We start from the raw sequence: 15,925 nt of genomic DNA, 5'->3' as shown, positions 1-15,925 counted from the left end.
CCGTGCCGCGTTTGACTGGTGACCCCGCGAAGATAGGCTAAGTCGTGACCTGCAGACCGTTTTCACACCCGGCGGCAAGACGGTTGGCTGAGATCTGCACACCCGAGAGGACTATCACCGACCCGGCGCTGCTTGTCGACTATGGGCATGACGAGAGCACCGAGCCACACCGTCTGCCCGAGGCCTTGGTGAAGACACGGTCGGCAGGGGAAGTCGCTGCGGTAATCCGCCTAGCCCGAGAGGAACAGGTGCCGATAACGCCGCGCGGGCTCGGGACCGGCCTCGCGGGCGGGTCGATACCAACCAGGGGCGGCATCGTCGTTTCCACCGAACTGATGGACCGGGTGATCGAAGTCGACGCCGGCAACCTGATGGTTCGCACCCAACCCGGAGTCCGTACCGCCAGACTGCAGCAGGCGTGCGCCGAACTCGGGCTCTACTACCCGGTCGACCCGGCCTCGCTCGAAGACTGCTCTATCGGCGGCAACGTAGCCACCAATGCCGGCGGCGCCCGAGCCTACAAGTACGGCGTCACCGGCGACTATGTACGTGGCGTCGAAGCGGTTCTCGCCGACGGTTCCATCATCCGCTACGGCGGCAAGCTCCACAAGAACGTGACCGGCTATGACCTGAACAAGCTGCTCATCGGCTCCGAAGGTACGCTGGGCATCATCACCGAAATCACGTTCAAGCTCGTACCCAGACCCAGGCACCAGGTTGACGTACTGGTACCGTTCGACCGGCTCGAACAGGGCGTCGAACTCTGCCTGCGTGTCATCCGCGACAGCCGGCTGATGCCGGCAGTGGTCGAATTCATCGAGCGGGGCGGCATCGCCGCCTGCAGCCAGGTGCTGGGCACCTGCCTGCCCTTTGCCGACGCGGCAGTCCAGGTGCTCATCGAACTCGAGGGCAACGACCGGCAGCAGGTCCTGAGCGAATGCGTGCTGCTCGGTGAAACCGCGATGGAACTGGGTGCGCGCGAGCCGCTGGTGGCGGACAATGCCACCGACCAGGAACGGCTTTGGACGGCCCGCCGTTCCATCGCCAAGACTCTGAAGCAGGTCTACACGCAGGTCACTGCCGAGGACGTGGTCGTGCCGCTGTCGGAGCTGCCGGCGACGGTTGAGCTGGTCGCCCGGCTGCAGGAGAAACACGGCATCCCGATTGTCCCTTTCGGCCACATCGGCGACGGCAATATCCACGTTGACATCTGTCGCAACATGGCCGACGACGGTGAATGGCAGCGGACTCGGGCAGCGGTGGTGGACGAACTGGTTGACTTCGTGCTGGCGCGGGGCGGGCAGATAACCGCCGAGCACGGAGTCGGCTCAGCCAAGCGCCACCTTATGAAGCGGGCGCTCGGTCCGGCCGAACTCGGTGTTATGCGCCGGCTCAAGCAGGCGCTGGACCCGGAGAGCACCCTGAATCCGGGGAAGATCCTGCCGGAAGACTAGCGGGACGAACCCGTCGGCCGAGCTACCTTGGCAATCTTGCCGAGCTTCCTGAAGTCTCGGCCCTGCACCACGACAAGGTAGAGGCCGTCAGCGAGAGGCCGGCCTGAGTCGTTGGTGCCGTCCCACCCAAGCACGCGCTTGCCGACGTCTTCGAACCGGCGAACGAGCGTTCCGGACAGTGTGTAGACAAGCACATCCGGCGTCTCTCCGTCCGGAAAGTCCAGGACAAGCTCGCATTCCCCAGCGAACGGGGCAGGGCGCGTGTACGGCTCGGCCCAGGTGGTGACTTGGACCCGGGCGAACTGACTCGCCATCGAGACGTTGCCGAACGAGTCGGTCGCCGTCACAAAGTACTGATAGCCGGCGGAGTCACGCGGCGCACCGAAGACGGCAGCGGTTGTGTCCGGAACGCTTGCTGCCGCGGTCCGGAGTCCGGCAAAGGCGGATACCTGGATGTCGTCTATGAACACGCCCTGCCCGTTCACGCTCGCGTCGGTCACGTAACGGAACCTCAGGTCGAGACTTTCGGCAGCCGGCAGCAGGTAACGCCGCTCGCGCCATGACCGGTCATCGCCGTACAGCGAATCGAGCACATGCCACGTACCGTGGTCCGGCGACCATTCGACATAGCAGATGTCCCGAGTGAAGCCGGCGGACGAATGCCATTCCTCCTGCGTAGAGAACCAGGCATAGAAAGAGAGCAACCCGCCTCCGGGCAGGCACAATGGTTCGGCGCTTTCCAGCGAGTTCTCGATATCGCTGGCGGAGCCGGAGAAGAAAGAGTTGGGGTCTGAATGGGTTCTTTGCATGCTCACAGTCCAGCCCGAGCTTGTCCAACCAGAGAGATCGTTGCCGTCGTCCTTGAGAACTTCGGCCGGCAGCTTCGCCTCGTAGAGGTCGTAGCGCACGGGCGCGAGGTCAAAGCAGGAGTTCCACCAGAGCCGGGCGTCACTGCGGTGCCCCTGCCGCACCAGCGCGATCGCGGGCTGCACCGGCTTCACGTCATCCGTGCCGAAGTAACGGTTCAGGAAATGGGGCCAGCCCGACTCCGCGGCGAAGTTGAGGGCCATGTACGGTTCTACCGACGCTTTCAGGGCGAGGTAGTTGTCCGGGAACCAGATGGCGATACCGGACGCATTCTCAAAGCCCGCGCTGCGCTCGTTGGCTGTCACTGCGGCCCTGAACGAGGCGAGGAGTGAATCGGAGGCATTCCCCCCCAGCAGCTCGAGGAAGTGAAGCAGGTCGATGTGGAAGGAGTTGCCCGACATAGTCTGCACCGTGGCACGGGCTGCGCCTATGTCCGGGCTTGCCGGGTCGATGCCGTCGCGCAGGGTCGCCGCCATCAGATCCAGCGCCGGCGCCAGCTTCGCCATCTCGAGCGCGGACATCGCCACCTGTTGCCCGGGATACTCCTCGACGAAGTCGGAGCACACGCCGGCGAGCAAGTCGGCCGGACGGGTGGCGGGACGGTTTGTCAGCCGCGCGAGGAACTTGTCGTAGGGCAATCCATTGATCGGGACCAGCGCCTCGGACGCCAGCATGTAGTCACAGTCATCACGGACCTCGGCCGCGACTTCGGCCATACCCATCAGGCAGGCGTCGAAGGCGAGGATTCTCACCCGCCTGCCCAGGGCCTGCCTCACTCCCCTCATCGCCCGCGCCAGTTCCCCGCCCGCAACTCCCATCTCGTGGCCGTGTGATTGGTCGATGAAGATAGCGCTGGCCCGGTAGCCCGGGTACCAACCGTTTCCGTGGTCCCAGAGAACCAGCAGGTAGTTGTCGGCCGGATAGCGGCTGCGCAGGAACTCGGCAAAGCCGATAAGGGTTGCACCTTCTGCCATGTCGACCTCGCCGAGGGCGGCCAGCGTGTCCGCTCCACCCTTCCTGATGAAGTAGCGGTAGCAGCCGGGTCGGGGGTCGAAGGCGGCGCGGTCGACCTGGACCACGACGCTAACGTTGTCCGTTGACCCGACCTGTTCCATTTCGGCGATGTCGCCGCCGGCGACGTAGTTCATCCCGTTGTCCGCACACATGTACACCCCGACGGTCCACTTGGCCGCAGGTGCGGACGCCAACAGCAGCAAAAGGCAGACCGGGAGGATAGCCGGCAGGGGCACGGACGACCGTGCCCCTGCAACGTTACGCGTGACCGTCAGTCTAGAACCCGACTGTCAACTGCAGACGGTGAGTGGGCTTCAAGTACTTGATGTACCGGAAAGTGTAGTCAAGCCCCAGGCTCAGACCGCGAACCGGCTTGGCGCGGGCACCGAGACCGGCAGACAAACCGGTAAGCCAGCCGAGTTCCTCCTGATAGGAGTTATCGGCATTCAGGATGTATCCGCCCCGCAGGAAAAAGACGTTGGCGAGTCCGTACTCAAGTCCGAAGTTCACTGTTTCGTTGACGTCCGAAGGATGGGTGATGTCGAGTGCGGCGGTGAGGCGGGAGTCCTTGTCCAGGTTCTGGGCTTCGATGATGTCGTAGGCGACGCCGAAGCGGAACGACGTCGGCAGGCCGGCCGGCGTCGTGCTGTATGAACCGCGGAGCTGGCTCGGGCCGGAGTCGGTCCAGAAGAAGCTGTAGTCGAGCTGCCGTCCGGTGAAGCTGAGCTGGGTGCCGTAGTTGGTGACCGCCGCCCCGATGCGAAGAGACCTGAAGCCGGTATTGTAGAAGAGGCCGAGGTCGAAGCCAACCGCCGTTGCCGACATGTCCCAGATACTCTGATTGATGACCTTGGTCGTGACACCAAAGGAGAGCTTGTCGGTGATAATCCGGGCATAGCTCACCGCGAAGGCCATATCCGAAGCACCGAAGAAGAGCCCGGTGCCTTCATCCTCACGGGTCACGGTATTGGGGTTGTCAATCGTCGTCTGTTCGATCTGGCCCATGGACAGGGCAGTCACCGTGAATGCCAGCGTACCGAAGTTGGTCATCGGCAGCACGATGGCGAGGTTCTCGTGACTGACGTCGGCGATCCAGTCGACGTGGTTCAGCGCTACCTGCCGCTCCACCCGGGCCAGTCCGGCCGGGTTGAAGTAGCTGGCCGAGGCATCGTCCGCGATGGCGCAGAATGCGTCGCCCATCGCGGTTGACCGGCCGACTCCGATTTTGAGGAACGCGGCCCCGGTGGTGCCGACCTTCGAGAACGCTGCCTGGGCCGGAGAGAAGAACGCCACCGACGCCAGGAGTGCCAGAGTCAGGAGAATCGTGATTCCGTTTTTCATGGCTGCCTCCCTAGTAAATGACGGCCAGTTTGCCGACCGCCTCGCCGACCTTCGACTCGACGTGGTAGATATAGACACCCGATGCGATGAGCTGGCCGGACGCTGCGGTCTGTGACATGCCCGGCGACTCGTTGGTGAAGTCCCACGTCTCGGTGCCTGCCTGGTCGAGCGGTTGGGTCATCGTCTCGGTGTGTCTGATGACCTTGACCAGGTCACCGGCCACCGTGTAGATGCGGATGATGCACTCGCTCGGCAGATGAGTGAACCTGACGTAGCGCTGCTCCGTTGACTTCTCCCAGGCGTTGAAGACGACGTAGGGGTTGGGTACGACCTTGACGTTGAGCTTGTAGGTCGTGTCGGTCCGCGACACGCCCGGCACCGACAGCACGTGGTACACGTTGTAGGACGGAGCCGTGCCGCCCGACTTGTTGCCGATGAGCACCCACCTGTCGCCGTCCTGGATCAGGCTCGTGTTGCCGGCGATGGAGTCGCCGGCGTTGATCTCGGCGTAGACGCCGCACACGTAGATCCTGGCCATCTTGCCTTTGAGAGTGTCGCTCGGGTTCCTTGCCGTCCTGTCCACGAAGCACCAGCCATTGGCCTGTGCCTTGGATCCGGAGAGGTTGTCGAACTCCGTTTTCGGGACCTCGATGCGACCGTGGGTGACATCATAGACCTTCGCGGTCAGATAGGGGCTGACCGAGAACTCGATTTCGTAGTCCGCGCCCCGGAGCGCCCAGAGTCCCTGCGATGCGGTACCGCTGCCGCGTACCTTTTCCGCCGGATACGTGCCGGTCTGGACGTACGCGGTCTCGATCCCGCTCGCCGGCAGCGTCAGCTTCAGGCTGCAGTTCAGCGCCAGGCCATTGAAAACCGGCAGCGCGCGGGTCAGCGTATTGCCGATCGTGTAGCTGAGCGATGTCGACTCGATCACCACGCTGTCGTTGCGCAGGTTGGTGACGACGTAGCTGTAGATCGGCTTGGAGGCGCTGCCGCCGTACGCCGGAGCCAGGAAACGCAGTTCGTAGGTATCGGCAGTGACCTGGGCCGGAACCACGACTTCGGGCTTCCACCTCAGGCCCGGCTTGGTCGTGTCGCCGACAGCGGTGGCGACGTTGACCGTCGGCATCACGTAGTTGGCCGCCTCCCAGCGGGGCGTGGTGTAGTAGTTGGCCACCAGCCCGGAGCGGAGGATGATTACGGTCGAGTCCAGCGGGATCTGGTGAGCAGAATCCCACTGCGTGGTCTGGAAGTTGTAGTCGAACGACGCCACGCTGTAGTAGTACGTGAACCCATTGGTCACGTTGCTGTCGACCAGGTTGTAGTAGAGACCGGCGTCGGTCGCTTTGATCCAGAGGCTGTCGGGCGTGTTGACCGAATCGCCGCCCGGCGGGTAGTTGAACGTATCCCCGTTGACCCGGTCGCACTGGCCCAGGATCTCCCAGTCGCTGCCGTTCTTCGACTTGTAGACGATGTAACCTTCGAAGTCGTAGCCGCGGTAGAGCGGGTCCCAGCCCGGCTTGCTCGTGTCGCTGGCAACCTTGAGCCAGTACGGGTCGGGAGTAACTTCCGGCAGGTTGTCCCAGACTATCCGGACCTGGTTGTCGCCCGGCACCAGCGTCATGTTCGGGGCCAACGGCGGGCCGGGCAGCAGCCAGCCCTGGTCATAGATGAACTGCGCCTGGTTGGCGAGCTTGGCCAGGTGGATCAGGGAATCGATCGGACGGTCCTGCCAGTTCTGGTTCGGACCCCCGAACGGAGCGGCGATGCAGGCGATGACCAGTCGTACCATCTGCTGCGGCGCCAGCGTGAACGGGCCCGAGCACTGGACAAACCGTTTGTCCTTGGGGTCTACGTCCTTCGCGGAATCGTACGGGGTATAGACGCCCGTGCGGTAGTCGAACCCGGCCATGGTCAGGTATTGGGCCGCGTCGGTCACCGGGTCGATGTCGATGGTGAACTTCTTGAATGCGGTCATTCCGAGCGGGTCGCCGGATGTGTCGCGCGGGCTTTCCAGGAACTTGTAGGCGAAAACCCCGGGGGTGCCGCTTTCCCAGTCCCGACCCGGGTTCTCCTGGTTGTTGTTGTCACCCACGTACCCGACGTTCGTGACCGTGCCCACTCCCGGCACGTAGGTGTTGAGCAGCGTGCCGACCATGTCATCGGTCGCATCGCCGACGTCCGCGTCGCAGACCGCGCCCATGAAGCAGTTCTTCAAAGTGTCCGTCGTGCTCGCGTTCCGAGCGATGTAGGTTATGAAGAAGATGTCCTCGTTCGACGGGTAGTTCCAGGCGTAGACCGTCTGGTAGACGTCGATGTTCTGGGGCTTGCCCGGCGAGATGTGGTTCTCCGACAGCACGTCGGAATACGCGCACCACATGTCCATCAGGGAGAAGTTCTCGTACGGGATCAGCATGGAGTCGACCTGTGCGTCCCCGGTCTCCCAGCGAGTTCGGGGCGCGGGGGGATAGTCGGCGGGGTAAACGAAGATACGGTCGTCGGCACTGCCCGTACCCTCCGCGACGTTCTCGACCGTGACCGGCGACATCTCGGTGCCGCCCGAGTTCGGGTTGTAGCCGAACGTGACGAGCGTATCTTCCATACTCGGGTCATTGGCCCTGGCCCGGATGGAGCCGAACCAGAGCCCGGCCCCGAAGATGTAGCAGTTGTGGAGCGGCTGGGGCCAGGCGCCGCCGGCCACGCCGGTGGCGACTGAGATGTCAAGACCGTAGCGCCCGTCGTTGTAGAAGGGACACTCCCACTTGTTGATGTTCAGCCACTGGCTGTTGTAGACACGCTGGCCAGCGGGCGGAGGTGTGGCGCTGCGCGCCCACGCCAGCCCGGCCGTCATCGTGAGAAGCACGAGGAGCAGCCCGGCGGTCTGCCACTTGCGGTTGCTTAGACGTGATTTCATGGTTGCTCCTTAGAACGCCAGGCTCAGGCCGAGCTTGATCTTGCGCGGCGGGCCGTAGCGCGTCGGCGAGATGTTCGCGTCATCGTAGGCCTTGAGGTAGGAAACGAACTGCTCTTCACGGGTAATGAACCCGTCGTGGTCGTAGTCGCGCGCGGGGTGATAGAAGGGGTCGCCGAAGAGGAATCCGGCGGCGCTGAACTCCAGGGGGGTGATGACTCGGCCGGTGTTGTCGGGCTTGCCGGTCGCAGCGAACACGCCCGTGATGATCTCGGTGTTCAGCACGTTCGTGATGTCGCAGTTGATCGAGAGCGACATGCCGGCGAACGTGAAGTCCTTGCCGAGCCGGCCGTCAAGCTGGTAGGTGCTGGGCAGCCGGGCGGAATTTGACAGCCCGATCTGGTTGCCCTTCTGGTCGGTCGGCGTGTAGGGCGTACCGGTACTGTAGTTGAGCACGCCCGCTGCTTCGAAGTCCCGCATCGGCACGAAGCCGAAGTCGGACGGGAACGAGAAGGCCAGGTCGCCGTGGAACGAGTGGCGGACGTCCTGGTCGAGGAAGTAGTCGAGCTGCCGCGGCGTCGAGCGCTGGTACTGGGCGTCGGCGGTCGAAGCCGTGCCCTTCGCTATCTGGAACGTGTAGCCGATGCGGCTCGACCAGTACTGGTCGAGCACCTTCGTCATCGTCGCCTCCAGGCCCTGGATCCGCGCGTACTCCACGTTGTAGTACATGGTGTAGGGCTGGGGCAGTGCCTGGACGGTGCGCACGCCGGACAGGTCGAAGACGTCCTTGTAGAACGCGGTCAGGTCGAACGCGAAGATGTCGGTCAACTGGGCATCGAAACCCATCTCATAGGCGATGGTCTTCTCCGCGCCCATGTCGGCATTGCCGACGATGACATTGCCGCGGCTCCGCAGCTCGGCTGCGGTCCGGTCCGCGTACGTGTACAGGTCGGAGAAAGACGGGTTCTTGTAGAAGTGGCCGTAGCTGAAGCGGAACTTGATCCGCTCGGTGATCGGGTAGGAGAGGCCGAGGCGCGGCGCCAGCCGGTACTTGGCCGGCACCGGCAGCAGCGAGTCGGCGATGTTTGGCTGCGCGCCCAGGCTTTCCGGGAACGCGCGCACCTTCGCCTTCGAATCGAGGTAGTCGAGTCGGATCCCGGCCCGGACCACCAGGTCCTCGAAGTCGGCCCGGTCCTGCACGTACCCGGCCACGACCAGCGGCTTGTAGTTATAGGCATCCCAGAACGGGTTCATGTCCCAGGGCAGCGAGTTTGTGTACTCGGAGAGCGAGTACGACGTCACGTCAAGGCCGGTCTTGATCTCGTGGATCTTCGACACGGTGTGGGTCAGGTCTATCTTGCCCAGGACCTGTTCGGTCGAGCGGTAGTGCCAGGTTCGCTCATCGCCCTCGGTAACGAAGAGCCCGGCCACGCCCCACGGGTTGTCGATCATCGCGTACCCGGACGAGAAGTTCTTTTTCCCGGCATGAGCGTAGACCGGATTGCCGTTGGCGTCCAGCCAGAAAGACCGGTAGAGCTTGAGCACCGCGTCGCGCATCGACTTGATGGTATCGGTCCCACCGTGAGCCAGCTCGTAGTCCGAGTATTTCTGGTAGTTGAACACCCAGTCTTCGGCGCGGAAGATGTAGCGGTTCCAGATACCGGTTTTCCGGAGCGTACCCCAGAACCCGGCCGTGTCGGCCGCCTCGGCCGCGGAGTTGCGCACCGTCCGGATGAACGACGTCTGGAACGCACCGACCTTCACTTCGTAGACCGTTGTCGGTGAGAGCAGGTGGTTGATGGTGAAATTGGCTTTCTGCGAACGCACCCGGTTGGCAAAGAGCCCGGCCAGGTAGTACTTGTAGGAGTTGCCCCAGCTCTGCCACTGGTAGTTCGAGTGGTAGCCGTCCAGGGTGAACTTCAGCCCTTCCCGGGTCAGGCCGAACTCCTTCGGCATCTGCAGGGTGAGCTTGCCCTCGACCGCGTACTCGCCGCGGGGCGAGTTGATTTTGTAGCGGATTCCCGAGGCATCGTCCGTCTTCAGGTACTCGGTCGACAGGAAGTAGCGAAGGCGCTTCCAGATCGGCGTCGGCCCGCCCAGCGAGAACGTCAGCCGGTTATAGCCGTAGTTGTAGCCGGAGTTGGCCGGGAAGACGTCGTCGGTTGTGTAACCGAGGCGACCGGTCGTCCTGGTCCCGCCCTCCTTGGTCACGGCCTTGATGATGCCGGACATGGCAGAACCATACTCGGCGTCGAAACCGCCGGTGATCACGACGACTGACTGCAGAGCGTCGGTGGTCGGCTTCGGCGATGACCAAAGCGTGCCGACCAGCGCGTCCTGGGCGGACACGCCGTCGACCAGATAGGCCACGTCATTGAACCGGCCGCCGCGGATGTGGGTCCACCCGCCGCGATTGGACTGGGAGACGCCCGCCTGCATCCCGACCAGGTCGGAAAGGCTCGTCACCGGCAGCCGCTTGAAGTCCTCGGAAGTGATGACTCTTTCCACCGACACGGCGGAACGTGTCACCAGTTCCTTCTTCTTGGCGACGACCTCGATCACCTTCTTGAGCTCGATCACCGTCACCGACAACTTGAAGTCGACGGTCGTGGCGTTGTCCTGGACGACGAGCACGCCCGTGGACTTGAGATCGTTGTAGCCGGTGTAGGACGCCGTCAAGCTGTACGTGCCGGGCGGTATGTTGATGATCTGGTACTGACCGTTGAGGTCGGTGGCGTTCCCGAGTTCGGTGCCGTCGACCACTACGCTGGCACCGATCAGCGGCTCGCCGGTCTGCCTGTCAGTCACCCGGCCGGCGACAGTCCCGGTGTTGGCGGCCAGGGCGATGCCGGCGATAGCCAGCACGGCCAGGACCAGGAACGAAGTACGAAGTCTTAAGCTTTTCATCTCCAGCCTCCTCTCCTACTGAATCCGGATCGGTATGCCCCAGGTGGTGGCGCTGTAGTCGCCGTCCACGTCCCAGAGCACGGGCGCGGGAATATGCTCCAGCGACAACCGGTAGATGCTGCCGGGGCTCAGCGAATCGAACTTCAAGGTATCACGGAACTCGTACCGCTTCCCGTTGAAGTAGAGGTAGTCAAAGGCGTCGCCCATGTTCGTGAACAGGCTTGTCACCGTCACCCGGTCGCCGACGGAATAAGTCAGTAGCTGGTCGTCGACGGAGTAGAACCGCTGGATCCCGTAATGGGTGGTGTCCGGCCGCAGGTTCACCGTGTCCACCCGGTTATCCGCGGTCTTGAGGGCGAAACGGACGATGTAGGGCGCGTCGTCCGGACCGGGCGCATAGAACCGCCCGCCGCCGGCCATCTTCCAGAGCGTCCACTCGCCGTCCTCCTTCTTCAGCACGCAGCCCTCAAATGAGGCGCCGGCTATCGGCTTGGTGATGGTGGTGTCGCAAGAATCCATCACGGCCGAGTAGAACGGGAGACGCAGCGTCTCCGTCGGCGAGATGACGATCTGCGAATCATACAGATAGGTGGTCTTTTTCCACGCGTGGGTGACCAGCGTTCCGAAGATCGTCTCGGCCATGGTCACGGTGCACGTGGTCTCGGAACCGGGTTCGACCCAGGTCGTCTCCCAGGGGTTCCGCAGGGAGTCAACCCGCATCAGGCTGTCGAGGTTCAGCCCGGCGATGAACGTGTACTTGAATGCCTGCGAGTCGAGCACGTGCTCCATCGCATCCAGCCGGTACCTGCCCTTGAACCGGTTGCCCAGCAGCTCGTCGCCGAGGATCATACGCGTCGTGCCCGGCAGAGCGGTGTCGCACATCATCATGGCCAGTTCCGCCAGCCCGGTCCGGAAGTAGCCCTTGTTCGCCTCGATCACCGCCTTTATTCCGGCCGTGTCGTCCTTGGTCGGCTCCCAGAATCCCTCCGGCGCGGTCCGGCCGCAGCCGAAAAAAGCTACGGCCAGCAGCGCGCACAGCGCCGCCCCGGCCAGCCGCTGCCGCCGATGGCGCCCGCTCTGTACACACCACAGACTCATTCTGCCTCCCTTTGCTCACTCGCCGCGTCGCCGTCCCGGGACGAGTCCCCTACCGGGAACTTTCCCTTTACCGGCTGTGCGGCAACTTTAACTATACACCATTCACTTGGAGCCCGGCAGCTCGGCCTCGCTCTGGAGCGCCTCGCGTCCGCCGGGATCCCTCAACGGACAGTCCGGTTGGCAACCGTCAGGCTGTCAACCGGCCAAACCGCGCCGGCTCATCTCCATGAGCCCGATCGCGATACCGGCCACCGACTCGGGCCAGCCAAGGCCCGGGTCAGGGAGAACTTTAGGCCGGAAAACCCGAGTGTCAAGCAGAGCACCGGTTCCGGGCGGCCGCCCGACCGCGCCGGGAATCGCCGATTGTGCCATCGCTCTCAGCTCGCCGCGACTGCTTCGGCGCGCAGGACTCGCTGCGCCTCGGCCCGCAGATAATCTGACAGGTCTCTTGCCCGCGGGGACGAAAGCAGCTGCGCCAGTTCCGGATCTTCGCCGTCTGCTACCCATCGCTTCAGGAAAACTCGCGCGACGTCGGGTTCGGCGCACGTTTCCCTGGCCAGCCGCTGCGCCTGGGCGTACCCTTCGGTTTGGTCGTGGTCGAGGAACAGCCGCAGGTAGCAGATCAGCAGATTGCTCTGTATGCGGGTGAACTCCTCCTCGGCCAGACCCAGCTCGGAGACCAGCCGTTGCGCACCGATGCAGTGCTCGATCGCCTTCTGCAGGGCAGCCGGGGAGTGGTCGCCCTGTACATACTCAACCTGGGCGAGGCTGAGACGGGCCGAGACCCGGTCGATCTTCTCGCCGACCTTCAGCTCCCTGGCCTGCGTGCCATCCCCGACGTCTGCCGCCAGGACTTGTTGGTAGCGCTCCTTGGCCTGCTGGAAATGACGGTCTGCCTTCTCCTTGCTACCCGCCCGCTGTTCGCCCACCGCCCGCGTGAACTCGACGATACCGAGCTGATCCAGGAGCTTCAGGCGCTGCTCGGATTGCGGCGCCATCGCCAGCGCGGTTTCAAGGAAGTAGCGCGCCAGCGCGTACGGCTCCAGCCCGCCGGGCGGCGCGCCGGTGGCGAGATCGGGCATCAACTCGCGGATCTGGGACACCTGCTCCTTCATCTCGGGATTGAAACTCTCGCACTGGGACAGGCGTCGGCCGACCCTGTCCCGCACCCCTGCGGGGTCCTGCGCGCGCACGAGGTCGAACTTCAGGTCCTGGTTATTGGACCAGGCGCGGAGGACCGACTGACCGAGTATGCTGATTACCCAGGAGAGCCGCAGGCGCAGGGCGCGGACGTAATGGTCGGTGGGTTGATAGGCGATGGCAGTAGCCCACGACAGGCAGGCGGGACACTGCGCCAGGTGCTCACCGACCTGCAGGTAGGGAAATGGCTTGCCTTTGGTTTTTGCCCAGTCGGCAATCAGCGTCCGGACCAGGCTGCAGTTCTGGGGGCGAATCACCGGGTCCGCGGACACACATATCCTCTCAGCGTGCGCCTAGCCCGGTGGGGCCGTGGCCTCGGTTCCTGATGCCATCAGGCCCATCTTCACCGCCCAGTCGCGGGAAGCCGGGGGGACGTGTTTCCCGGGGTCCGCACCGGCGTGCAGACCGAACAGCCTGGCGCAGAAGGCCCTCCCCTCCGCGCCCGCCAGCCGCAGCACCTTGAAACGCCTCAGCACCGCGTCCCGGTGCTTGTACACGACCCACTGGTTCCGGTGTACCTTCTGTCCGACGTCCGCGGCCGTCATACCCTTGGACAGAAGCCAGATAATGTCACCGTCCTCGCCCATCTCTATCAGCCACTTGACCATACCGTAGTGCCGGCCGTTCTCGTGCATGAGCGCGACGCGCAGCAGTGCCTGGTTCACCCGCTCCATGGTCAGACCGTAGAACCGCGTCAATTCCAGGCGCGACAGGTTCCCGTCATGCCAGTTGTAGAACAGCTCCTCGTCGGCTGACTGCCCGGACAGGTCCTCGGGCAGGTGCGCAGTCGGTATCTCCTCTTCCGGCCCGACTACAGTCAGTGCCTCCGGAGAGCAGTCGCCGTCGGCTCGGCCCGCGGCTTCCTCAGGTCCCGCGAATGCCGGGGCGCCCGGCTCGTCATCTCTCATCGCCACCGCCTCCTCGAGGATGCTGTCGGTGTGGTAAGAATCCTTGAGTACCCGGTAGTACTCCTTGCCCATGACCCGCAGGGCGGCATGCAGGTACTGGTGGGGCGTGTACTCCTCCAGGTGGTCGAACAGATTGCGGGCCGGGAATTCCATCGCCCGGTACAGGGCGGCCTCGTAGACATCGTCATACTTCAGGCAGACGTCTAACTCTCGGGCCTGCCGGGGACCGGAGACACGGATGGTCTCGCCGCGCGCGAACTGCAGCAGGACCAGGTGGACCATCTCGATGAACTCCGAAGTCTCGGCTTCGCTCAACCTCGCGGACGCCGCCTTCAAGCCGCCGAAGGCGGATTCAAGCGCGGCGTAGGCGCTGCGCCGGTTCAGGTCGGCGATCCCGGTTATCACTCGTTCCATCTCAGCCAGAAGCGGCGACATCGCCGTGCCTCCTGTGCTGCTGGATGGTTTCATGGCACCTTCTCAGGCCACGGGTCGAATCCTATCGCGAAATCAGCAGACTGAACCAGCTCCAGGTGAAGACCGAGTTCCACAGGGAGCCGTAGCGCGGGGCCTCCCATTTGCCCGGCTCAATGCTATGCTCGTCTGCGGTGTCCCTGACCACGGTCCCGAAGTCGAGCCGTAGCGGGCCAGGGGCGTGGCTGTAGCCGGGAATTGGCTGCGTCTTCGATATCCCTGCGCCCTGGCACTGGACGACTCCGGCCGCTCCCGCGGCTTGAGCCATAGTCCAACCTGCCAGCAGAATTGTGACCAGAAAGACGGGAAAGAGCCTCTTGAACTTGCGCACAGTTCCTCCTCTGTGGTTATGCGCTGAGGCGCGATTTGGTATAAGCATGACCGGTTTCATACATAGATATATGCTTACCGCTTGGAAAGGCGGCGAACCGCCACTCCCATGTACATTTTAGTACCCGGCATCACCGTGTCAATACGAGCCGCCGACGCGGCTAAGTAGCGGTGAATCAGGACACTACAGGACCGATGTCGCCCGGCACGCCTGGCGCGCGAGCCGACCTCTGTTGTTCGGAGCAAACACCTGAGATTCCATCAGAATCGGCCGGAAACTGGAAAGCTCGCGCCGCAAGCGCGATTGAACCTCGCTAGGCACACGGCGAAGCATGGGTCGAAGCACCGGCAGACCCATCGTTCACCGCGTACTCAACTGCATCGGCGATTCCGTCCTGCACTCGACCTTAACCTCGACCTCAACCTCCATCGTTCATTGCGCGCGACATTGCACAAGTCAAAGCTCACGAAATCGCTCGCGTCATTGCACCAGCAAAAGCTCGCGTCATTGCTTGGGTCATTTCTCGGGCCAAGGCACCGGTGATTCCATGAGTCAGTGCATCCGGCACTGCGTCGGCGACTGCAGCTCACCAGGCAGCCTCCGGGTCATCCCCCCCACGGCAGAATTGTGTCAGAAACGGTTAAACCACTACATATGGACGAAGTCGCATTACTCCCGAAACCAGCACGTCTCACGGCACACACGGCAGTCGATCCACCCGCGTTGGCGGGCCGGCGAACAAGACTGAACGGGAAACAGACCGGCAGGCAAGTCCGGAGATTGACCCGCACGCAACCCGGACTGCTGCCTCGACTGCTGTTCGGGCCACAAGCGGCCGGACTCAGTGGAGAAGAACCCGGACTGCAGACCGGCGAGTTGCATCCCCTGCTGCTTGGCACACAGACTCCGGAACTCCCGGTCAGGCTCTTCTCCAGACTCCTCTCCGGACAGAGGACGAAGGAGTCCGCCAGACAATGTCCGAGACAGCCTCCCTGACTCCTGTCTACTGAATCCTGTATACTGTCCGGGGGGCGGGGGAGTCATCTCGGGGCAGCAGCGAATAGTGAATTGAGAGTGCTGAACTTAAGACCGATTCTCGGCTTCCGCGCCATCCTACAGCGTTGTAGAATCGCCGTCCTACGCACACGCGTCTGACAAACCAGCTTGACTAAGCGGGCTACCGGTCTAATGTTCTCACTCGTGCACAAGCACATCGGAGGTGCGGTGCTGGCAACCGAGCGACCTTCCTCGGGCGAATCAGGGATACTGGGGCTGTTGAGAAACCACCCTTAGATTGGTGACGATGCTGGTATCGGCTGGTCTGATGTTGGCCTCGGCCTGAAGAACCAACTGAGGAGCATGAGAAGGAGTGCCGCCAGGCACTTCAAGTTCATCACCGCCGCCGTGAGATAGGCCTGAATCG

Annotated in this window: 9 protein-coding genes; 1 reads left to right on the top strand and 8 read right to left on the bottom strand. The window is 63.3% G+C overall.

Annotation, left to right across the window (positions count from 1 at the left end):
- Nucleotides 1-44 precede the first annotated feature (44 nt).
- Nucleotides 45-1,454, top strand: a complete 1,410-nt coding sequence (locus FJY68_02540; protein MBM3330714.1) for an FAD-binding oxidoreductase — start codon at nucleotides 45-47, stop codon at nucleotides 1,452-1,454.
- On the opposite strand, the gene FJY68_02535 is transcribed toward FJY68_02540, so the two are convergent.
- The 8 genes from FJY68_02535 to FJY68_02500 all read right to left on the bottom strand — a co-directional run bounded on the left by FJY68_02535 (nucleotide 1,451) and on the right by FJY68_02500 (nucleotide 14,502).
- Nucleotides 1,451-3,571, bottom strand: coding sequence for a hypothetical protein (locus FJY68_02535; GenBank protein ID MBM3330713.1), 2,121 nt, complete (start codon nucleotides 3,569-3,571; stop codon nucleotides 1,451-1,453). The two genes, FJY68_02540 and FJY68_02535, sit on opposite strands and share 4 nt — an antisense overlap.
- 40 nt (nucleotides 3,572-3,611) lie before the next feature.
- On the bottom strand, nucleotides 3,612-4,676 hold the full coding sequence (locus tag FJY68_02530; GenBank protein ID MBM3330712.1) for a UPF0164 family protein: 1,065 nt from the start codon (nucleotides 4,674-4,676) through the stop codon (nucleotides 3,612-3,614).
- Nucleotides 4,677-4,686: 10 nt separating this feature from the next.
- Complete coding sequence (locus FJY68_02525) at nucleotides 4,687-7,590, bottom strand: hypothetical protein (protein ID MBM3330711.1); 2,904 nt, start codon at nucleotides 7,588-7,590, stop codon at nucleotides 4,687-4,689.
- A gap of 9 nt (nucleotides 7,591-7,599) precedes the next feature.
- Entirely contained in the window at nucleotides 7,600-10,494 is a 2,895-nt protein-coding gene (locus FJY68_02520; GenBank protein MBM3330710.1) for a TonB-dependent receptor, read from the bottom strand.
- A gap of 15 nt (nucleotides 10,495-10,509) precedes the next feature.
- A complete protein-coding gene (locus FJY68_02515) occupies nucleotides 10,510-11,592 on the bottom strand; it encodes a hypothetical protein (protein ID MBM3330709.1) in 1,083 nt (360 codons plus the stop codon).
- A 377-nt stretch (nucleotides 11,593-11,969) separates the two neighbouring features.
- A complete protein-coding gene (locus FJY68_02510; protein MBM3330708.1) occupies nucleotides 11,970-13,064 on the bottom strand; it encodes a hypothetical protein in 1,095 nt (364 codons plus the stop codon).
- A gap of 21 nt (nucleotides 13,065-13,085) precedes the next feature.
- Nucleotides 13,086-14,135, bottom strand: coding sequence for a hypothetical protein (locus FJY68_02505; protein ID MBM3330707.1), 1,050 nt, complete (start codon nucleotides 14,133-14,135; stop codon nucleotides 13,086-13,088).
- A 61-nt stretch (nucleotides 14,136-14,196) separates the two neighbouring features.
- Entirely contained in the window at nucleotides 14,197-14,502 is a 306-nt protein-coding gene (locus tag FJY68_02500) for a hypothetical protein (protein MBM3330706.1), read from the bottom strand.
- Nucleotides 14,503-15,925: the final 1,423 nt, after the last annotated feature.

The sequence above is a fragment of the candidate division WOR-3 bacterium genome, assembly GCA_016867815.1.
Classification (GTDB): Bacteria; Hydrothermota; Tepidihabitantia; order Tepidihabitantales; family Tepidihabitantaceae; genus UBA2258.
This window is presented reverse-complemented; position numbering and strand designations above follow the sequence as displayed.

Excerpts from the sequence above, each read along its gene's own strand:
- FJY68_02530 (MBM3330712.1), bottom strand. The coding sequence starts at position 4,676 with ATGAAAAACGGAATCACGATTCTCCTGACTCTGGCACTCCTGGCGTCG.
- FJY68_02525 (MBM3330711.1), bottom strand. The coding sequence starts at position 7,590 with ATGAAATCACGTCTAAGCAACCGCAAGTGGCAGACCGCCGGGCTGCTC.
- FJY68_02520 (MBM3330710.1), bottom strand. The coding sequence starts at position 10,494 with ATGAAAAGCTTAAGACTTCGTACTTCGTTCCTGGTCCTGGCCGTGCTG.
- FJY68_02515 (MBM3330709.1), bottom strand. The coding sequence starts at position 11,592 with ATGAGTCTGTGGTGTGTACAGAGCGGGCGCCATCGGCGGCAGCGGCTG.
- FJY68_02505 (MBM3330707.1), bottom strand. The coding sequence starts at position 14,135 with ATGTCGCCGCTTCTGGCTGAGATGGAACGAGTGATAACCGGGATCGCC.